The organism is Ornithinimicrobium tianjinense (assembly GCF_014636495.1).
Lineage (GTDB): Bacteria > Actinomycetota > Actinomycetes > Actinomycetales > Dermatophilaceae > Ornithinicoccus > Ornithinicoccus tianjinensis.
The window spans coordinates 23803-42382 of the sequence record NZ_BMEM01000006.1; the positions used below are offsets into that span (position 1 = coordinate 23803).

At 72.3% G+C, this 18580-nt stretch carries 17 protein-coding genes and 2 pseudogenes; 14 read left to right on the top strand and 5 right to left on the bottom strand.

The annotated features are described in order from the left end of the window. Window positions 1–406: 406 nt before the first annotated feature. Entirely contained in the window at window positions 407–1642 is a 1236-nt protein-coding gene (gene xseA, locus IEV65_RS14490) for an exodeoxyribonuclease VII large subunit (protein ID WP_188432010.1), read from the bottom strand. Between the two features lie 18 nt (window positions 1643–1660). On the opposite strand from xseA, the gene IEV65_RS14495 reads away from it, so the two are divergent. Next, window positions 1661–2458: an alpha/beta fold hydrolase gene (locus IEV65_RS14495; RefSeq protein WP_229735313.1), complete on the top strand. Its 798-nt coding sequence runs from the start codon at window positions 1661–1663 to the stop codon at window positions 2456–2458. Continuing rightward, window positions 2455–3525 (top strand): 4-hydroxy-3-methylbut-2-enyl diphosphate reductase, encoded by a 1071-nt coding sequence (locus IEV65_RS14500; protein ID WP_188432011.1) that lies wholly within the window; start codon window positions 2455–2457, stop codon window positions 3523–3525. Before IEV65_RS14495 ends, IEV65_RS14500 begins: the two co-directional genes overlap by 4 nt. 66 nt (window positions 3526–3591) lie before the next feature. On the opposite strand, the gene IEV65_RS14505 is transcribed toward IEV65_RS14500, so the two are convergent. Both IEV65_RS14505 and IEV65_RS14510 read right to left on the bottom strand, forming a co-directional pair. Then, window positions 3592–4509, bottom strand: coding sequence for a trypsin-like serine protease (locus IEV65_RS14505; protein ID WP_188432012.1), 918 nt, complete (start codon window positions 4507–4509; stop codon window positions 3592–3594). A gap of 72 nt (window positions 4510–4581) precedes the next feature. After that, complete coding sequence (locus IEV65_RS14510; RefSeq protein ID WP_188432013.1) at window positions 4582–5832, bottom strand: DNA recombination protein RmuC; 1251 nt, start codon at window positions 5830–5832, stop codon at window positions 4582–4584. Window positions 5833–5999: 167 nt separating this feature from the next. Here IEV65_RS14510 and IEV65_RS14515 point away from each other — a divergent pair, with 167 nt between their 5' ends. The 12 genes and pseudogenes from IEV65_RS14515 to IEV65_RS14570 form a co-directional block, all read left to right on the top strand. After that, complete coding sequence (locus IEV65_RS14515; RefSeq protein WP_188432015.1) at window positions 6000–7232, top strand: substrate-binding domain-containing protein; 1233 nt, start codon at window positions 6000–6002, stop codon at window positions 7230–7232. After that, the gene (locus tag IEV65_RS14520; protein WP_229735315.1) at window positions 7229–8023 is read left to right on the top strand and encodes an ABC transporter ATP-binding protein; all 795 of its coding nucleotides are present in this window, start codon (window positions 7229–7231) and stop codon (window positions 8021–8023) included. The genes IEV65_RS14515 and IEV65_RS14520 overlap by 4 nt, the downstream gene beginning before the upstream one ends. Continuing rightward, the gene (locus IEV65_RS14525) at window positions 8020–8790 is read left to right on the top strand and encodes an ABC transporter ATP-binding protein (RefSeq protein WP_188432017.1); all 771 of its coding nucleotides are present in this window, start codon (window positions 8020–8022) and stop codon (window positions 8788–8790) included. Before IEV65_RS14520 ends, IEV65_RS14525 begins: the two co-directional genes overlap by 4 nt. Further along, window positions 8787–9660 (top strand): annotated as a pseudogene (locus IEV65_RS14530) (branched-chain amino acid ABC transporter permease). The gene IEV65_RS14525 and the pseudogene IEV65_RS14530 overlap by 4 nt, the downstream one beginning before the upstream one ends. Further along, window positions 9660–10745 carry a branched-chain amino acid ABC transporter permease gene (locus IEV65_RS14535; RefSeq protein WP_188432018.1) on the top strand — a complete coding sequence of 362 codons (1086 nt, stop codon included), beginning with the start codon at window positions 9660–9662 and terminating at the stop codon, window positions 10743–10745. The pseudogene IEV65_RS14530 and the gene IEV65_RS14535 overlap by 1 nt, the downstream one beginning before the upstream one ends. Continuing rightward, window positions 10742–12307 (top strand): class I adenylate-forming enzyme family protein, encoded by a 1566-nt coding sequence (locus IEV65_RS14540; protein WP_188432019.1) that lies wholly within the window; start codon window positions 10742–10744, stop codon window positions 12305–12307. The genes IEV65_RS14535 and IEV65_RS14540 overlap by 4 nt, the downstream gene beginning before the upstream one ends. Beyond that, the gene (locus tag IEV65_RS14545) at window positions 12304–12966 is read left to right on the top strand and encodes a TetR/AcrR family transcriptional regulator (RefSeq protein ID WP_188432020.1); all 663 of its coding nucleotides are present in this window, start codon (window positions 12304–12306) and stop codon (window positions 12964–12966) included. Before IEV65_RS14540 ends, IEV65_RS14545 begins: the two co-directional genes overlap by 4 nt. Next, window positions 12963–13910 carry an alpha/beta fold hydrolase gene (locus IEV65_RS14550; protein WP_188432021.1) on the top strand — a complete coding sequence of 316 codons (948 nt, stop codon included), beginning with the start codon at window positions 12963–12965 and terminating at the stop codon, window positions 13908–13910. The genes IEV65_RS14545 and IEV65_RS14550 overlap by 4 nt, the downstream gene beginning before the upstream one ends. A 51-nt stretch (window positions 13911–13961) precedes the next feature. Continuing rightward, complete coding sequence (gene ychF / locus IEV65_RS14555; RefSeq protein ID WP_188432022.1) at window positions 13962–15047, top strand: redox-regulated ATPase YchF; 1086 nt, start codon at window positions 13962–13964, stop codon at window positions 15045–15047. A gap of 273 nt (window positions 15048–15320) precedes the next feature. Continuing rightward, a complete protein-coding gene (locus IEV65_RS14560; RefSeq protein ID WP_268235355.1) occupies window positions 15321–15551 on the top strand; it encodes a type II toxin-antitoxin system Phd/YefM family antitoxin in 231 nt (76 codons plus the stop codon). Continuing rightward, complete coding sequence (locus IEV65_RS14565; protein ID WP_188432024.1) at window positions 15548–15976, top strand: type II toxin-antitoxin system VapC family toxin; 429 nt, start codon at window positions 15548–15550, stop codon at window positions 15974–15976. The genes IEV65_RS14560 and IEV65_RS14565 overlap by 4 nt, the downstream gene beginning before the upstream one ends. 117 nt (window positions 15977–16093) lie before the next feature. Then, window positions 16094–16480: pseudogene (locus IEV65_RS14570) on the top strand (DUF8612 domain-containing protein); the annotation flags it as partial. A 103-nt stretch (window positions 16481–16583) separates the two neighbouring features. Here the strand turns inward: IEV65_RS14570 and IEV65_RS14575 are convergent. Both IEV65_RS14575 and IEV65_RS14580 read right to left on the bottom strand, forming a co-directional pair. Continuing rightward, window positions 16584–17261, bottom strand: a complete 678-nt coding sequence (locus IEV65_RS14575) for a hypothetical protein (RefSeq protein ID WP_188432153.1) — start codon at window positions 17259–17261, stop codon at window positions 16584–16586. Continuing rightward, window positions 17258–18577: a DUF2786 domain-containing protein gene (locus IEV65_RS14580; protein WP_188432026.1), complete on the bottom strand. Its 1320-nt coding sequence runs from the start codon at window positions 18575–18577 to the stop codon at window positions 17258–17260. The genes IEV65_RS14575 and IEV65_RS14580 overlap by 4 nt, the downstream gene beginning before the upstream one ends. Window positions 18578–18580 lie beyond the last annotated feature (3 nt).

The window sequence follows — 18580 nt, forward strand, 5'->3', positions numbered from 1 at the left end:
TGCCAACCCGGACCGACCGGACAGGCGGTAGTGCCAACCCGGACCCGACCGGACAGGCGGTAGGTGCCAACCCGGACCCGACCGGACAGGCGGTAGGTGCCAACCCAGACCGACCGGACAGGCGGTAGTGCCAGCCTTGACCCCTGGCAGCAACGGGTGTCCGGTCGGGCAGGAACGCGTGTCCGGTCCGGCAGCAACGCCCGTCCGGTCGGGCAGCAACGCCTGTCCGGTCGGGCAGGAACGCCTGTCCGGTCGGGCAGGAACGCCCGTCCGGTCGGGCAGGAACGGGTGTCCGGTCGGGCAGGAACGCCCGTCCGGTCGGGCAGGAACGCCTGTCCGGTCGGGCAGGAACGCCCGTCCGGTCGGGCAGGAACGCCTGTCCGGTCCGGCAGGAACGCCTGTCCGGTCAGGCCACGACCGGGCGCACGGCGAAGTCGCCCCTGGCCACGGTCACGCGGAGCAGCTCGTCCGCGTCGACCTCCGCGCGGTCGCGGACGATGGTGCCGTCCGGGTGGCGGACGACGGCATACCCGCGCTCGAGGGTGTGCTGGGGCGAGACGGCGCGAAGGTGGCGCAGGAGACCGTCGCTGCGGTCGCGCTCCCGGGCCAACCGGTCCTGAAGGCGGGAGCGGCCGCGGGCGTGCAGCGTCTCGATCTCGGCCCGGTGCTGGGCGACGATCGCGGCGCGGTCGGCCATGACCGGCCGGCTCATCAGCACAGCGAGCCGCTCGCGCTCGGAGGCGATCCGCCGGTGCACGGCCGCACGGCTGCGCCGACGCACGGTCGCGAGCCCTCGCAGCTCGTCCGCCACGTCCGGAACGATCGCGGCGGCGGCGTGCGTCGGGGTCGACGCGCGCAGGTCGGCGACGAAGTCCAGCAGCGGGGTGTCAGTCTCGTGCCCGATTGCCGAGACCACGGGGGTGAGGGCCTCGGCCACGGCGCGGACGAGCGTCTCGTTGCTGAACGGCAGGAGGTCCTCGAAGGAGCCGCCGCCGCGGGCGATGACGATGACGTCGACGTCGGCCAGCCCGTCGAGCTCGCGCAGGGCGGCGGTCACCGCCGGCACCGTGTCCGTGCCCTGCACCGCGACCTGGCGCACCTCGACGCGGGCCGCGGGCCAGCGCCGACGCACCCCCGCCAGCACATCGCGCTCGGCCGCCGTCGCACGCCCCGTGATCAGCCCGATCCGTCTGGGGAGGAAGGGCAGGGCCTTCTTGCGCGACGGCTCGAAGAGGCCCTCGCTGCGCAGCAGCTGCTTGAGGTGCTCCAGCCGGGCCAGCAGCTCGCCGACCCCGACGTGGCGCATCTGGCGAGCCTCGAGCTGCAGGGTGCCCCGCTTGGTCCAGAAGCTCGGCTTGGCGTGCACCACCACGCGCGCGCCCTGCTGGGGCGGGGTGGGCATCGCGTCCAGCGCCCCCGTGGGGATGGTCACGGACAGCGACATGTCGACGTCGGTGTCGCGCAGGGTGAGGAACGCCGTCGACATCCCCGGGCGCCGGTTGAGCTGGACGACCTGGCCCTCAACCCACAGCGGCGACATCTTGTCGACGTAGTCGCTGATCTTCATCGACAACGTCCGCACAGGCCACGGGGTGGAGGCGGTGGTCTCCCGGGCGGTCGGCGGCAGGGAGGGCGAGGTCACCTGGCTAGCCTAAGGAAGGTGACCGACAGGCCAGGCCAGGCGCGCCTCGTCCTCGTCCACGGGACCCGGATGAGCGCCCGCCAGTGGGCTCCCTACCCGGCGCTGCTCCCGGACGCCGAGGTCGTCAGCGTCGACCTGCCGGGTCACGGCACCCGCACGGACGAGCCGTTCACCCTCGAGGGGGCGCTCGCCACCATCGGGGCGGCGGTGGGCGGCCGGGCGCCAGGACGGCCCGTGGTCCTCGCGGGGCACAGCCTCGGCGGTTACCTCTGCTCCCTGTATGCCGCGGCTCACCCGGACGCGCTCGACGCCCTCGTCCTGATCGGGGCCACGGCCGACCCCGCCAACCGCCTCGCCGTCGTCTACCGGGCCTTCGCCCGGGTCCTGCCCTACCTCGGTGCGGACCGGATGGGGCGGGTCGCCAACCGGGTGGTCCGCCTGCTGGGGGTGCGCGGAGGGGCGGCGGACGCCCTCCCCGACGGCACGTCATACGCGGCGCTCCCCGCAGCCTGGGAGGCGGTGATGGAGCACTGCGGGCCCGACCTGCTGCAGGGGGTGCGGTGCCCGGTCTACCTGGTCAACGGGCAGTTCGACCAGATGCGCCTGGACGTCGCGAGGTATGCCGCGGCGTGCGCCGCTCCGCACGTGGTCACGATCCCGCGCGCCACCCACTTCGTGCCCTTGACGCACCCGGAAGCGGTCGCGGAGGTGCTGGTGACGGTGGTCCGGGACGCCGTGACCGGGGCCGCCGGCACGGGCCCGTCCCCTGCGCCACCCAGGAGCGACCCAGGGGCGCCGCCTACCATGGGGGAGTGACCACGACGCCTGACACCCGACCGACCACTGTCGACGTGCCCGCCGCCCCTGGTGACAAGCGCGTCCTGCTGGCCGCCCCACGCGGTTACTGCGCGGGCGTCGACCGGGCCGTCGTGACGGTCGAGAAGGCGCTGGAGCTGTACGGCCCGCCGATCTACGTGCGCAAGGAGATCGTCCACAACAAGCACGTCGTGCGCACCCTGGAGAAGCGCGGCGCGATCTTCGTCCAGGAGACGGACGAGGTGCCCGAGGGCGCCCGGGTGATCTTCTCGGCCCACGGCGTCAGCCCTGCGGTCCACGCCGAGGCGAGGGCGCTGAGCCTGCAGACCATCGACGCCACCTGCCCGCTGGTGACCAAGGTCCACCGCGAGGCCGTGCGCTTCGCGGGGGAGGGCTCCACCATCCTGCTCATCGGCCACACCGGCCACGAGGAGGTCGAGGGCACCGCCGGCGAGGCACCCGACAGCACCATCGTCGTCGAGAGCCCCGAGCACGCCGCTGTCGTGGAGGTCCCGGACCCCGAGCGGCTCGTCTGGCTCTCGCAGACCACGTTGTCGGTCGACGAGACGATGCAGACGGTGGCCGTGCTGCGCGACCGGTTCCCGCACCTGCAGGACCCGCCGAGCGACGACATCTGCTACGCCACCCAGAACCGCCAGGTCGCCGTGAAGCAGATGGCCGAGCAGTGCGACCTGATGATCGTCGTCGGCTCGCAGAACTCCTCCAACTCCAAGCGCCTCGTGGAGGTCGCCCTGGAGTACGGCACGCGGGACGGGCACCTGGTCGACTACGCCGACGAGATCGACGAGAGCTGGCTGGAAGGGGTGACCACGGTCGGCGTCACGAGCGGCGCGAGCGTGCCCGAGGTGCTCGTGCGTGACGTCCTCGACTGGCTCGCCGAGCGCGGCTACGGCGACGTGAGGGCGGTCACCGCCGCCCAGGAGTCGCTGCTGTTCGCCCTGCCCAACGAGCTGCGCCGCGACCTCAAGGCCGCCGGCGTCGAGGCCGCGAAGGTCCGCCATGACCCCGGCGCCATCCCGGCCGCGGGCGGCGACCAGCTGCACTGAGCGCACCACCCACGACGAAAGGGCCGGCACCCGCGGGTGCCGGCCCTTTCGTCGTCGCTGACGCGGTCAGCCGATGAACTGGCCGAGCCAGGCGAGGTCGTCCACGGTGTCGATGCGGTAGACGCCGCTGGAGCCCGCGCAGGTCTCGTTCATCCCGAACGAGGTGACCGCCACGACGGTGGTCGTGTCCTCGACGAACGTCGGGCCGCCGGAGTCGCCGGAGCAGGTGCCGCCGGTGTGGGCGTTGCTGCTCAGCACGACGTAGCTGTCCTGGCCGGGACCGGCGCCGAACTGGCGGTTGTTGACCAGCACGCCGCCCGCCTTGTACTTGACCCAGTCGGCCTGGTCCAGCCTTGCCTGGTTGTTGACAGAGGGGTCGGAGTCCCCGCGCGTGGGCATCGCCCACTGCAGGCCGTAGCCGACGGTCTCGTAGGAGTCGCGCGCGTTCTTGGTCAGGGCGAGCTGCTCGTCCCAGTAGCCGAGCTCGGGCAGCTCGCCGTAGGTCTCGAAGGTGGTGCCCTCCGCGAGCGTCATCTGGTCGACCACCCCGACGTCGTGCAGGTAGAAGGCAGCGTCGTCGTACTCCGGGTGGTAGATCGCGTCGTAGCTCCAGGCGTCGGCGGCGAGCGCGCTGCTCTGGTCGATCGCGCCGGCCAAGGTCACGAACTCACGCCCGAGGCGGACGTCCTGGAGGTTGTCGCCGTACCAGACCGCGACGGCGTCGGCGCCGAAGGTGCAGTGGCCGGCGGTGAGGAAGGTGTCGGCGTCCATCTGGGTGCCGGTGCAGCGCCAGCCGGCGAACAGCTCGTCGTCGGTCTGGACGGTGTCGCCGTTCACGTCGTTCCAGGTGTAGGCGACCATGAGGCCCACGTAGGGGTGCTCGCCGGCGTCGAGGTCGCCGTACTTGATGGCCGAGGCCGGGAAGGCGGAGGTGGCGACGGCGGCCAGGCCGGCGGCTGCCGCGACAAGGGTGCGCATACGCATCGTTGCGTGGTCCTTTCACGGGTGGTCTGCACGGGGTGTGTCCGCAACCTAACCCGACGGCTCGCGCTCCCGCTACCCCAAGGAGCGCTCGCGGCCCGTCTGCCTGTCCGCGCGCTGAGGGTGGGTGGCGGCGTAGGTGCGCTCCATCTCCAGCTCGTCGGAGACGTGCTGGTCGGTGATGAGCTGGTCTGTGACGAGCTGGTCGGTGATGAGCTCCGCGGAGGTCAGCGGCCGGGGCGCGACGTCCAGCGGGAGCGGGCCCGGGACGGGCGCCTCGACGAGACCGAGCTCGTGCATGCGCCGGCTGGTCACGAGCACCCGCGACTCCAGCGTGCCGACGAGCTGGTTGTAGGTCTCGACCGAGCGGCGCAGCGCCCCGCCCATCGTGGACAGGTGCCGCCCGACGGTGCCGAGCCGACGGTGGAGGTCGTCGCCCAGGCGCAGCAGCTCCTGGGCGTGGGTTGTGAGCGCGTCCTGCTGCCAGGCGAGGGCGGTGGCCCGCAGCATCGCGAGCAGCGTGCCGGGGGAGGCCAGCACCACCCGACGGGACTGGGCGTGGTCGTAGAGGTCCGGCTCGGCCCGCAGCGCCGCCGCCAGCACCGCGTCGCTGGGCACGAAGCAGACCACGAGCTCCGGGGAGGAGGGGAAGGCGCTCCAGTAGGCCTTCGCCGCCAGGGTCTCGACGTGTCCGCGCAGTGCCGCGGCATGAGCGCGCAGCAGCCGCGCGGCCTCGTCGGCGGACACGTCCTCGCCCTGCGCGCGCAGGAAGGAGGTCAGGGGCGCCTTGCTGTCGATGACGAGCGTCTTGTCTCCGGGGAGGCGGACGATCGCGTCCGGGCGCACCCGGGCGTCGTGCCGGGTCACGGCGGCGACCTGCTCCTCGAAGTCGCACCGCTCCAGCATGCCTGCGTGCTCCAGGACGCGGCGCAGCTGCACCTCGCCCCAGGTGCCCCGCGTGCCGCTGGAGTTGAGGGCGCCCGACAGCGCCGCGGTCTGGCGGTGCAGGGCTCGGGTCTGCTCGGCGACGTCAGCCAGCTGCGCGCCGACCTGGCCGAACTGCTGCGAGCGGTCGCGCTCGAGGACCCTGACCTGCTCCTCGACCCGCCGCAGTGCCTGGCTCATCGGCGCGAGCTGGGCGGCCGCCTCCCGGTCCTCGACCAGGGACTCCTCCAGGGCGTGGGCCTGGCGCGCCCAGCCGTCACGCTCGGCCTCCGCCCGCGCCAGCGCCACCGCTCCTCGACCGCGCGCGAGGAGCCAGCCGGTCGCCATACCGAGCAGGGCGGCGAGGCAGAGGAGGAGGGCGAGCTGCCACGAGAGGTCCATGCCAGGACCCTGTCACCGACCACCGACAAGCCCGGTCCACCACGCCCGAGCCGACCGTGACCGGATCGTGACCTCGAGCCGTTGACACCGGCGCGAAGCCGTCGCTACGGTCGGACCGAAATCTGAATCACCTTTCAGTTTTATTCGGCCCACGAAGGAGTGCCCCGATGTCCCGCTCTACCGCCCTCGCGCTGTCGCTGGCGACCGCGCTGTCCTTGGCCGCCTGCGCGCCCAGCCAGTCCGAGCAGTCGAACACCGGCGGCTCGACGACCGACACGTCGAGCGGGACCGCCGGCGGCGCCGCCGGCGGTGGCGACCCGTTCCAGGTCGGGATCATCTACTCCGAGACCGGGCCGCTGGCGGCCTACGGCAAGCAGTACCGCGAGGGTCTGGAGGCGGGCCTCGACTACGCGACCGGCGGTACCGGCGAGATCGACGGACGGCCCGTCGAGATCACCTACCGCGACGACGCCGGCGCCCCCGACACCGCCGTGGCCGCGGCCAAGGACCTGATCGGCCAGGACTTCAAGGTGCTCGGCGGCACCGTGGTCTCGGGCATCGCCGTCGCTATGGCCGAGCAGGCCGCGCAGAACGAGATCCTCTACATCTCCGGTCCGGCCGCCACCGACGCGATCAGCGGGGTCAACGACTACACCTTCCGGTCCGGGCGCCAGAGCCTGCAGGACGTCGCCACGGCCGGCGCGATGCTCGACGACGAGGGTGGCAAGGTGGTGGTCCTCGCGCAGGACAACGCCTTCGGCCAGGGCAACCTCGCCGCGGTCGAGGCGATCATCGGGGCCCAGGGCGCCGAGGTCGACAGCGTGCTCGTCCCCGAGAGCGCCACGGAGTTCACCGGCTTCGCGCGGCAGGTCGTCGAGGCCGACCCCGACCTGATCTTCGTCGCCTGGGCGGGTGCGACCGCGGGCAGCATGTGGCAGTCCCTCGACCAGCAGGACGTGTTCGAGGCCGCGCCGGTCGTCACCGGCCTGGCCGACAGCGCCACCTTCGGCGCCTACGGCCCGATCGGCGAGAAGATCAGCTTCCTGTCGCACTATTTCCCGGGCGCGGCGGACAACGAGGCCAACCAGGCCCTCGTCGACCACGTGACCGAGGCGGGCGGCACCCCCGACCTGTTCACCAACGACGGCTTCGTCGCGGGCCAGATGATCGTCCAGGCCCTGACCGAGGGCGGGGACGACGTCAACGCCATGATCGACGCCCTCGAGGGCTGGCAGTTCGACGGACCCAAGGGCTCGATGACCATCCGCGAGGGTGACCACGCGCTGCTCCAGCCGATGTTCAGCGCCACGCTGAAGCAGGACGGCGACACCTGGGTCCCCGAGCTCGTCGACACCTTCGAGCCCGACGAGGTCGCGCCGCCGGAGGCGTCGGGCCGGTGACCTCGACGACCCCGGCCGGTGCGGGGGTGGGCCCGTCGCCCACCCCCGCGCTGGAGGTCCGCGGACTGTCGCTGCGCATCGGCGGCGCGCAGATCCTCGAGGACATCAGCTTCGTCGTGCCGACCGGCCAGGTCGTGGGCGTCATCGGCCCCAACGGCGCCGGCAAGACGACGCTGTTCAACCTCGTCTCCGGCGTGCTCGCCCCCACGGGCGGGCAGGTGCTCCTGGACGGCGCCGACGTCACGGGCCGCACCATCACCCAGCGTGCCAACGCCGGCCTGGGCCGCACCTTCCAGACCTCCTCCCTCTTCCCGGGCCTGAGCGTCGAGGAGAACGTCCGCCTCGCGTCGCAGGTGCACGAGGGCGGGGCGATCAGCCTCGTGCGTTTCCCCCGCCCGGGCGACCCCGCGTCCCGCCGGGCCCGCGACCTGCTCGGCAGCGTCGGCCTCGGCGACCGCCTGCGCCACCGCGCCGGCGACCTCCCGCACGGCGACAAGCGCAAGCTCGAGATCGCCATGCTGCTGGCGACCGACCCCTCGGTCGTCCTGCTCGACGAGCCGATGGCCGGGGTCGCGTCCGGCGACGTGCCCGGGCTCACCGACGTGATCCGCAGCCTCCATCGCGACCACGGGTGCACCGTGCTCATGGTCGAGCACCACATGGAGGTGCTCCTGGGCCTGGTCGAGCGGGTCGCCGTGCTCCACTTCGGCCACCTGCTGGCGATCGACACCCCGGAGGCCGTCATGGCCGACCCGACCGTCCAGAGCGCCTACCTGGGGGAGCCCGCATGAGCCAGCACACGGCATACCCGGAGAAGAGCGCGAGCGGGACGGCCGCGGCACCGGTCCTCGTGGTCCGAGGGCTCCGCGCGCACGTCGCCGGGCAGCAGGTCGTCGAGCACGTCGACCTCGAGGTGGCGGCCACCGGCGTCACCGCGCTCCTGGGGCGCAACGGCGTGGGCAAGACGTCGACGATCAAGGCCGTCATGGGGCTCATCGGTCGCGAGGGGGGCATCACCCTGGACGGCCAGGACATCAGCCACCTCCCGACCCACCGGGTCGCGCAGCTGGGTGTCGGCTACGTGCCGGAGGACCGCGAGGTCTTCTCCGGCCTCACCGTCACCGAGAACCTCCGACTGGCCGAACGACGCGGGTCCGAGCACCGCTACGACCTCGTCTACGACCTCTTCCCCGAGCTGCGCGAGCGTGGGCAGCAGGCAGCGGGCACGCTCTCCGGCGGCCAGCAGCAGATGGTCTCCCTCGCGCGGGCGCTGCTCAACGACAACCGGGTCCTCCTCGTCGACGAGCCGACCAAGGGACTGGCTCCCCGCCTCGTCCAGGAGGTCGCCCGGGTGCTGGCGCACGCCGCCGAGGTGGTCCCGATCCTGCTCGTGGAGCAGAACCTCCAGGTGGTCCGCACGCTCGCGCGCGACGCCGTCGTGCTGACCGACGGCCGCAGCGTCCACCACGGCCCCGCGGCCGAGTTCCTCGACGACCCCGTCGCCACCCAGCGCCTCCTCGGCGTCCACGGCGGCACCGACCCGGCAGGAGCCGTATGAGCACCGCGATCCTCCTCCTGATCACCGGGATCGGGCTGGGAGCCATCTACTTCCTCGTGGCCTCCGGGCTGAGCCTCATCTACGGCCTGATGGGCGTGCTCAACTTCGCCCACGGCGTCTTCCTCTCCCTGGGGGCCTTCCTCGGCTACGAGGTGGCGACCCGGCTCGGCAGCTCGACGTGGGGCCGGCTTCGCGGCCTCGCTGCTGGTCGGTGCGCTGGCCGGCGCCCTCTTCGCCGCCGTGACCGAGCGCCTGCTGGTCCAGCGGCTCTACGAGCGGCACATCGAGCAGGTCCTCGTCACGGTCGGCCTGGCGCTCGCGACCGTCGCCCTCTTCGACGGCATCTGGGGGACCGACCCGCGCTTCCTCACCGGGCCGGCCTGGATGGAGAGCACCACCCGGATCGCCGGCGCCAACGTGCCCAACGACAGGTTCATCGCGATCCTGGGAGCGCTCGTGGTCCTGGCGGCCATCGTGCTCTTCCTGCAGCGCACCCGCTTCGGGATGATCATCCGCGCCGGCGTCGAGAACAGGTCCATGGTGACCGCGCTGGGGATCGACGTCCGCAACGCCTTCACGCTGGTCTTCACGATCGGCGGCGCGGCGGCTGGCGTAGGTGGCGTCCTGGCCTCGCACTACTTCGGCTACGTCTCGCCGCTGCTGGGGCAGACCCTGCTCATCTTCGCCTTCATCGTCACGGTCATCGGCGGGCTCGGTTCGCTGATCGGGGCGGCCGTCGCCTCGGTGCTCGTCGCCGTCCTGCAGCAGTTCGCCAACTACTACCTGTGGGGCACCGGCGACCTGGCGGTCGTGGTCCTGCTGGCGGCCGTCCTGCTGGCCCGTCCCTCCGGCCTCCTCGGGAGGCAGTGATGCGCGCCCCCCTGCTCCGGTATGCCGTGCCGGTCGCCCTGGCGGTCCTGCTCGCCTGCTTACCGCTGCTCGACCTGAGCCTGCCCGGCGTGCTGCCGGGCGCGACCTACACCCCCGGGACGCTGCACCTGCTCGCCCTGGCGATGGTGATGGCCTCGCTCGCGCTGTCCTACCACCTGCTGTTCGGCGTCGCGGGCCTGCTGTCCTTCGGTCACGCGCTGTGGTTCGGCCTCGGCGCCTACGGGCTCGGCATCGCGCTGCGCGAGCTGGGCCTGGGGATCGTGCCCGGCGCCCTGCTGGTGCTCCTGGCCGCCGTGGTGCTCTCCACCCTGCTGGGGGCGGTGAGCCTGCGGGTGAGCGGCATCCCGTTCGCCATGGTCACCCTGGCCTTCGCCCAGGCCGCGGCCGTGCTCGTCAGCCGGGACCCCGGCCGCGTGACCGGCGGCGAGGAGGGCCTGCGCCTGGAGACCGAGCGCGTCCCGGACTGGCTGGTGGGCGTGGCGGACACCCGCAACATCTACTGGCTGGCGCTCGCCGCGCTGGTGCTGACCTTCGTCGTCGTCACCTGGGTCCAGCACAGCCGGGCGGGCCACGTCGCCGAGGCCGTCCGGGAGAACGAGCTGCGCGTGCGCGTCCTCGGCATGCGCCCCTTCCTGGTCAAGCTGGCGATCTTCGTGGTGGCGTCGGTGATCGCCGTGGCGGCCGGCATGGTCCACCTGATCCTCAACTCCGGTGCGGTGCCGCACGCGGTGAGCGCCGACCTGACGATCTCGTTGCTGCTCATGGTCGTCCTGGGTGGGGTCGGCTCCCGCTGGGGCGCGGTGCTGGGCGCCGTGGTCTACGTCCTGCTCAGCCAGCGCCTGGCCGTCCTCGCTCAGTCGCCGACCATCCTGGACCTGCCGCCCGTGCTGCGGATCCCCCTGTCAGAGCCGTTGTTCATCCTCGGGGCGATCTTCGTGCTCGTCGTGCTCTTCCTGCCCGGAGGGCTGGCGGGCATCGCGACCCGGCTGCGCGCGCGCCGACGCGGCCGGCCGGCCGAGGTGCGCACCCCAGGCTCGGTCCTCGTGGAGGATGAGACCTCGTGACCTTTCAGGACGGCCCGCACACCCTCGGCCGGTGGCCCGCCGACCGGGCCCGCCTGCACCCCGACCGGGTGGCGGTCGTGGACCGCGGCGTCGAGCTGACCTACGCCGAGCTCGAGCGGCGGGCGAGGACGCTCGCCCGGGCCTTCGCGCGCGCGGGCTACGCGCGCGGCGACCGGGTCGCCACCCTCGTGGGCAACAGCGCCGACCACGTCGTGGCCTTCTTCGCCTGCGCGCGTGCCGGACTGGTGCTCGTGCCCCTCTCGTGGCGGCTCACGTCGGCCGAGCTGGCCGACCAGCTGGTCCTGGCCGACCCGGCGGTCCTGCTGGTCGAGGAGGAGACCGCGACCCTGGCCCGCACCGCGCTGGCGAGGACCGGGGAGACCGTGCCCGTGCCCACGGCATACCTGGGGGAGGACGGCGCCGAGCGCGCGCTCCCGGCGCCGCGCCACGGGAGCCAGGGGGCGCCCGCGCTGCCCGCCGGGCCGGTCGCCGACGACGACCCGGTGCTCATGGTCTTCACCTCCGGCAGCTCGGCGCGGCCCAAGGCCGCCGTCCTGAGCCACGCCAGCTGCTACTGGACCAACCTGTCGCTGTCGCGCACCCTGGAGCTGGACGAGTCCGACGTGGTGCTCAGCGTCATGCCGCAGTTCCACGTCGGCGGGTGGAACGTCCAGCCGCTGCTGGCGTGGTGGACCGGCGCCACCGTCGTGCTCGAGCGTGGCTTCGACCCCGGACGCGTGCTGCGCCTCGTGGAGGAGCGGAGGGTCACGACGATGATGGGCGTCCCCACCCACTACGCGCGGCTCGCCGACCACCCGCGTTTCGGGATGGCCGACTTCATCTCGCTGCGCAGCGCCGTCGTCGGGGGCGCCCCGATGCCCGCGCCGCTGCTGCGGATCTTCCACGCGCGGGGCGTGGCCCTGACGCAGGGCTACGGCCTGACCGAGGCCGGCCCCAACGTGCTGTGCGTGCCACCGCGCGAGGCGCTGGACCGCGTGGGCTGGGCCGGTGTTCCCTATCCCCACGTCGACGTCCGCCTCGCCGACCCCGTGACGGGCGAGGAGGTGGCCGGGGCCGGGTCCGGTGAGCTGCTGGTCCGCGGACCGGGGATGTTCACCGGCTACTTCCGCGATCCGGAGGCGACGGCCGCGGTCTGGCGTGACGGCTGGCTCGCGACCGGCGACGTGGCCGTGCGCGACGCGTCGGGCTACCTGCGCATCGTCGACCGCCTGCGCAACATCTTCATCAGCGGCGGCGAGAACGTCGCGCCCGCCGAGGTCGAGGCCGTCCTGCAGACGCACCCGGCGGTCGAGGACGTCGTCGTCGTCGGGGTGCCGGACGAGCGGTGGGGGGAGCGCGGCGTCGCCCTCGTCGTCCGACGCGCCGGCACGGTGACCGACGAGACGGAGCTGATCGAGCACTGCCGCGAGCGGCTGGCCCCGTTCAAGGTGCCCTCCTCGGTGCACCTCGTCACGGCGCTGCCCTACCTGTCCGTGGGCAAGGTCGCCCGCGAGCAGGCGCTGCGCGCTGCGCTCGCCGCCGAGGAACTGGAGACCCGATGACCGCCACCGCACCCCGCCCCGCCCGGACCCCGCGCGGCGCCAGGACCCGGGCCCGGCTGCTCGAGGCGGCCGAGCACGTCTTCGAGACCGTCGGCTACCACGAGGCCTCCATCGTCAAGATCACCGAGGAGGCGGGCGTCGCGCTCGGCACCTTCTACGTGCACTTCAGCGGCAAGAAGGAGATCTTCGACGAGGTCGTCGGCGACCTCTCGCACCGGGTGCGGCAGGCGATGAGCGAGGCCTCCAGCGCGGTCCCCGACCGGATCGGAGCCGAACGTGCGGGCTTCCGCGCCTTCTTCCGCTTCACCGCCGAGCACCCGGCCCTCTACCGGATCATCCGCCAGGCGGAGTTCGTCTCGCCCGAGGCGATGCAGGCGCACTACGCCAACATCGTCGACGGGTATGCCGCAGGCCTCGCCGCGGCGCGCGGGCGCGGCGACATCAGGCCGGTCGACCCGACGGTCGCCGCCTGGGCGCTGATGGGCGCCGGCGAGCTCATCGGGATGCGCTGGATCCTGTGGGAGCAGGCCGCCGACATCCCCGAGGACGTCTACGAGGCGCTCATGGACGTGGTCCAGGGCGCGCTCGCACCCACGACCAGGACGGCGGGTCCGAGCCTGCCGTCGGCCACCACCACCGACACGAGGCCTGACCTATGAGCGACGCCGCCACCCACCCCGACGCGCTGCCCGAGTCCGTCCAGGCGGTCGTGGGTGAGCGTCACCGCACGCTCGACGTCCCCGTCCGCGGCGGCACCATGCGGGTCGGCCTGTGGGAGCCGGAGGGCGACGCGTCGGTCGCGCCGACCGTCGTCGCGGTCCACGGCATCACCTCCTCGCACGTGGCGTGGGCCGAGCTGGCCCGGGCCATGCCCGACGTGCGGATCGTCGCTCCGGACCTGCGCGGCCGCGGCCGCTCGCGGGACCTGCCCGGTCCCTACGGCATGCCGACGCACGCCGACGACGTCGCCGCCGTGCTGCACCATCTCGGGCTCACGCAGGCGGTCGCGGTCGGGCACTCGATGGGCGGGTTCGTCTCGGTCGTCCTCGCCCACCGCCACCCCACGCTCGTCACCTCGCTCGTCCTCGTCGACGGGGGTATGCCGCTCCTCCCGCCGCCCGGCGTCGCCCCAGACCAGATGGCGGCGGCCGTCCTGGGGCCGGCCGCCGACCGGCTGGTGATGACGTTCGCCGACCGTGCGGCCTACCGCGAGTTCTGGCGCGACCACCCGGCTATCGGGGCGGAGTGGACGGACCTGACGACGGCCTACGTGGACTACGACCTCGTGGAGGAGGGCGGCGCGTGGCGTGCGGCCACGCGGGTCGAGGCGCTCCAGGAGGACATCCGCGAGCTCGTCGACGGCGACTCGGTCGCGCGCGCGCTGGCTGCGCTCGAGCACCCGACGACCTGGATGCTGGCGCCGCGCGGGCTGATGGACGAGGTGCCGCCCCTCTATCCCGACCCGGCACGGGCACGCTGGACGGGCGAGCACCCCGAGATGCGGGTGGTCGACGTGGACGACGTCAACCACTACTCGATCGTCCTGCTGCGGCGCGGTGTGGAGCAGCTGGTGCCGGTCGTGCGCGAGGCGCTGGGGCGGTGACCGGGCGCCGAGGGCGGGAGCACGGCATACCGCGACTAGACTGCTGACCCCGTGGCTCTCACCATCGGTATCGTCGGCCTGCCCAACGTGGGCAAGTCCACCCTCTTCAACGCCCTGACCAAGAACTCCGTGCTCGCGGCGAACTACCCGTTCGCCACCATCGAGCCCAACGTCGGGGTGGTCCCGCTCAAGGACGCGCGGCTGGACCGACTGTCCGAGATCTTCGGGTCGGCCCGCATCCTGCCCGCGACCGTGAGCTTCGTGGACATCGCCGGCATCGTGCGCGGCGCGAGCGAGGGGGAGGGGCTGGGCAACAAGTTCCTCGCCAACATCCGCGAGGCGGACGCGATCTGCCAGGTCGTGCGCGCCTTCCGCGACGACGACGTCGTGCACGTCGACGGCAAGGTGAGCCCGCGCGACGACATCGAGACCATCAACACCGAGCTGGTGCTGGCCGACCTGCAGACCCTCGAGAATGCGGTCCCGCGCCTCGAGAAGGAGGTCAAGGGCAAGCGCGCCGACAAGGAGGTCCTCGACACCGCGCTCGCCGCGCAGAAGGTGCTCGAGGCCGGTGACACGCTGTATGCCGCCGGCGAGGCCGGCGGTGTCGACCTGGCGATCGCCAAGAGCCTCGGGCTGCTGACGACCAAGCCCTTCATCTACGTCTTCAACCTCGACGAGGACGGGCTGACCGACAGCGAGCTGCACGACGAGCTCGCCGCCCTCGTCGCGCCCGCCGAGGCGGTCTACCTCAACGCCAAGCTCGAGGCTGACCTGGCGGAGCTGGACGAGGAGGAAGCGCGCGAGCTGCTGGAGTCCGTGGGTGTGACGGAGCCCGGCCTGGACCAGCTGGCCCGCATCGGCTTCGACACCCTCGGTCTGCAGACCTACCTCACCGCGGGGCCCAAGGAGTCGCGGGCCTGGACGATCCGCAAGGGCTGGACCGCTCCCCAGGCCGCCGGCGTCATCCACACCGACTTCGAGCGCGGCTTCATCAAGGCCGAGGTGGTCTCCTTCGCCGACCTCGACGCGGCGGGCTCGATGGCCAGGGCCAAGGAGGCCGGCCGGGTCAGGATCGAGGGCAAGGACTACGTGATGGCCGACGGCGACGTGGTGGAGTTCCGGTTTAACGTCTAGGCGTCACGGCCCTCCGGTGAATCCCAGGACTCGGCCAGATCGGGCGGCAGGGAGACCCCCAACTTCCCCGCCAGACCCTTGACCCAGAAGTCGACGCCCCCGGTCGTGATCCACCGATGCTTGTCGGCATCGTTGTAGGTGGGTCCAGAGCCCTTTGTAAATCTGAACAGTAGGGCATCGGACCCAACTGGTGGTCGAGGGTGCTCTTGTGCTTTACCGCCACCACTCGTAATGTAGGTACATACCTACATGGAGGTGGTCAGCATGACGACGATGAGTGCGCGGGAGTTCAATCAAGACGTGAGCGCAGCGAAGCGTGAGGCCGGGCACGGACCGGTGGTGATCACCGATCGTGGCGAGCCGGCCTTCGTGCTGCTCTCGATCGAGGAGTACCGCCGGCTGGGTGAGGACGGCGCGGACCTTGTCGATCGCTTGAGCATGGACGACGACATCGACATCGAGTTCGAGCCGGTGGGGATGGAGTTCGAGGTGCCCGAGCTGTGAGCTACCTCCTCGACACGAACGTCATCAGTGAGTTGCGCCGGTCGAAGCGACAGGCTATCCCCGAGGTGCGGCGGTGGGTGTCAGGGCGCAAACCGTCCGACCTCTACCTCTCCGCCATCACTGTGCTTGAGGTCGAGCTCGGCATCGCCCGTCTCGGACGGCGGGACGCAGTGCAGGCCGAACGCCTCCAGACCTGGTTTGAGGACGACCTGCTCGCAGTGTTCGGCGGGCGCGTCCTCCCGGTCGACGTGCCGGTGGCTCGACGCGCAGCGCGGCTCCATGTGCCCGATCCTCGGCCCGAGCGGGACGCACTCATCGCGGCGACCGCTGTCGTGCACAGTCTGACCGTGGTCACGCGGAACACCGCGGACTTCGAACCGATGGGCGTGGCCCTCATCAACCCCTGGGACGACCTGCGAATCTGACGCCGGAATCAGATGGCCATCCGTGCCGGAACGTGGTGGAGTTCCGCTTCAACGTCCAATCGCCCGCCACCGTGGAGACGTCAATTCGACGTATGTCGACCGTGTCTGTGGGGGGGCATGCCGCTGGCGCTGCGTCGATCGGGATCGGCCAGAGCTCGCTGGTTCGACGACTTCGTCCGAGCGTCCGTCGAGCGCGACGCGGTCGAACTCAGCAGGATCCGCGACCGTCAGGCGCTGGCAGACCTCCTGGGGTATGTCACTGCGCAGACGGGGCAGTTGCTGAACGTGACTGCGGCAGCGGAGAAGCTGGGCATCAGCAGGCTGGCTGCCCGACTGCTCCGACTGGTTCCGGAAAAGCTCAGCGGTATTGACCCAACCTCGCTCACCGACTTCGGCCTCCTACGGGAGACCTTCGTCGTCGGGGAACTGCGGAAGCAGGCGTCATGGCTCGACGATCCCGTCGCGCTGGGGCACTGGCGCACGAGCGACGGTGCGGAGGTCGACCTCGTCGTCGAGTACGACGACGGGCGGGTCGCCGCATTCGAGGTCAAGGCCAGCGAACGAGCCCCCGGGGAAGGAGTTCCGCGGTCTGGCCAGGCCGTCCTCACTACCCCTCGTGCTCGGGCATCAGGTCGACGAACCGGGCGTCGTCGCAGCCGTGGCCGCAGACCGGGTCGTCGTCCCAGCCGGGTGGTCGAGGGTCGTACCAGTGCTGCGCTTCATGGCGGTAGCCGTGGTCGGACTCGAACCGCTCGTCGAGCCAGGCGTGCTCGTCCGCCAGACGTACGGCCCGGTCGACGAGGAGGCGTCCCACGCGCGCCTCGAGCTGCTCGACGAGACGGATGTCCCGCTCGATCCGGCCCATGACCTGCGTGCGGATCTGCCGTCCCCCGTGCGGCAGGAGCGCGAGCAGCTCTGCGACGGCCAGCAGCTCGTCGGTGCGCAACCCCTCGACGCCCTCCCGGCGGTAGACGCGGTGCTCCACGGGCGCGGGCGGTGCGGAGCGGACCATCGCCGCGTCCCAGTCGTAGTCGGGGTCGCGCAGGTGCTCGGCCAGGCGATGCAGCGCGCGGTCGCGCGGCAGGCCTCGCTCGTCGACGGGCAGCATCCGTCTGGCGCGGTCCATGACCGTCGCCGCGGTGCGCCCGAGAGCGGCGGCGATCGTCTCCGCGTCCTGGGCCTGCCGGCACAGCTCGACGAGTGTCTCGTAGTCGTCCTGTTCCCAGGGTTGTCCGGAGCGGGGCGCTCGGCCGACGCCGTGGCCGTTGACGAGATGAAGGTTCATGAGGCCCGCCCGTCGATCCGGCCCGACGTGCCGAGGTCCGCCCGGTCCGCCGCGGCGCGCCCCTGCATGAACCCGCCGTAGTCGCTGACCTGCCGGGCGCGCGTGGACTTCAGGACGGGGAAGAGCTCGCGCGTCCGCTCCTTGACGGCGACGTCACGCCGTTGGAGGACAAGCTCCAGACCAGGGGCGGGTATGCCGCGGCTCTCCTCGCCCTCGACCGTCCCCCTGGAGCTGCCGCCCGCGATCTCCTGCGCGGCGTGGGCCTCCTCGGCGCGGCTGGCCTCCTGGAGGCGTTGCCCGATGCGCGTGGCGAAACCGAGGAGGAAGGAGGACCGGAAGCCCCGGCTGCGGGACCTCTCGCCGCTCAGCTCACCCTCCCGCTGCATCGCGCTCGTGGCCTGCACGAGCAGCGAGGTGTACAGCAGCTCGACGGCGCGGCGGTCGCTCTCGAAGCCGATCACCGTGGCGAACCCGGCCGGCTGGCTCCACACCGACCGGCACCGGTTCGCGGTGCAGATCTGGTGGAGCAGGTGCATCTTGGGGCTCTCGTACGGCCGGTCCACCCCGATCCGGACCGCGTCGGGGCGCCGGTCCGTCCGCTCGGGGTCGCGACTCTCGAGCATCGCCCGGTCGATGCGGTGCCGTGCCATGAGCTTCTGGGCCGCCTCGGTGAACGCCTCCGCCTCGGCCTCGTAGGGCGTGCCTTCCGCCTGCGCCAGCAGACGGCGCACCTTGGACAGGAGCCGGTCGTCGACCTCGCTGTCCTCCCTGGCCGGCCGGGCGTGCTGGTGCTCGCCGGGGAGCGCTCCCAGCACCGTGATCCTGGGCAGCCGCTCGACCAGCACGAGGGCCGTGAGGGTCGCGGCGCTGGTCTCCTGCCAGGCCCGGACCGGGTTGTCCTGACCCAGGCGACGACCTGGGACCGACGGCTGGGTGGGCAGCTCGTCGACCTGCTCCCACCACCTGGGCTCCACCGTCGCCCTCGCGTAGGTCGCGAGCTCGGCACGGATCCCGTCGGCCAGCGCCAGGACGATCGCGTCCTTGTGCTCACGCCGGGCGGCGCGCTCGAGGTCCGCCGGCTGCCAGCCGCGCGACCACGCCGACGTGATCGCCCGCGCCAGCGCCTCGGCCAGCAGCATCGTCACCGCCCCGCGGAGGGCGGGGTCGTGGACGGTCTCGAGCTCACGGGCCGTGTCCATGGCGGTGCGTGCTGCGGGCCGGCCCCACCCCGAGCGCGCCCTGGACAGCATCCTCTGGACCAGCCCGGCGGCCTCGTCAGCCACCGACGCGGTCCCCGTCTCCCCGACGCCTTCCATCCG

Coding starts and splice junctions, on each gene's coding strand:
- IEV65_RS14505 (WP_188432012.1), bottom strand. CDS start 4,509: ATGCGTATGCGCACCCTTGTCGCGGCAGCCGCCGGCCTGGCCGCCGTC.
- IEV65_RS14510 (WP_188432013.1), bottom strand. CDS start 5,832: ATGGACCTCTCGTGGCAGCTCGCCCTCCTCCTCTGCCTCGCCGCCCTG.
- IEV65_RS14515 (WP_188432015.1), top strand. CDS start 6,000: ATGTCCCGCTCTACCGCCCTCGCGCTGTCGCTGGCGACCGCGCTGTCC.
- IEV65_RS14525 (WP_188432017.1), top strand. CDS start 8,020: ATGAGCCAGCACACGGCATACCCGGAGAAGAGCGCGAGCGGGACGGCC.
- IEV65_RS14535 (WP_188432018.1), top strand. CDS start 9,660: ATGCGCGCCCCCCTGCTCCGGTATGCCGTGCCGGTCGCCCTGGCGGTC.
- IEV65_RS14545 (WP_188432020.1), top strand. CDS start 12,304: ATGACCGCCACCGCACCCCGCCCCGCCCGGACCCCGCGCGGCGCCAGG.
- IEV65_RS14550 (WP_188432021.1), top strand. CDS start 12,963: ATGAGCGACGCCGCCACCCACCCCGACGCGCTGCCCGAGTCCGTCCAG.
- IEV65_RS14560 (WP_268235355.1), top strand. CDS start 15,321: ATGAGTGCGCGGGAGTTCAATCAAGACGTGAGCGCAGCGAAGCGTGAG.
- IEV65_RS14575 (WP_188432153.1), bottom strand. CDS start 17,261: ATGAACCTTCATCTCGTCAACGGCCACGGCGTCGGCCGAGCGCCCCGC.
- IEV65_RS14580 (WP_188432026.1), bottom strand. CDS start 18,577: ATGGAAGGCGTCGGGGAGACGGGGACCGCGTCGGTGGCTGACGAGGCC.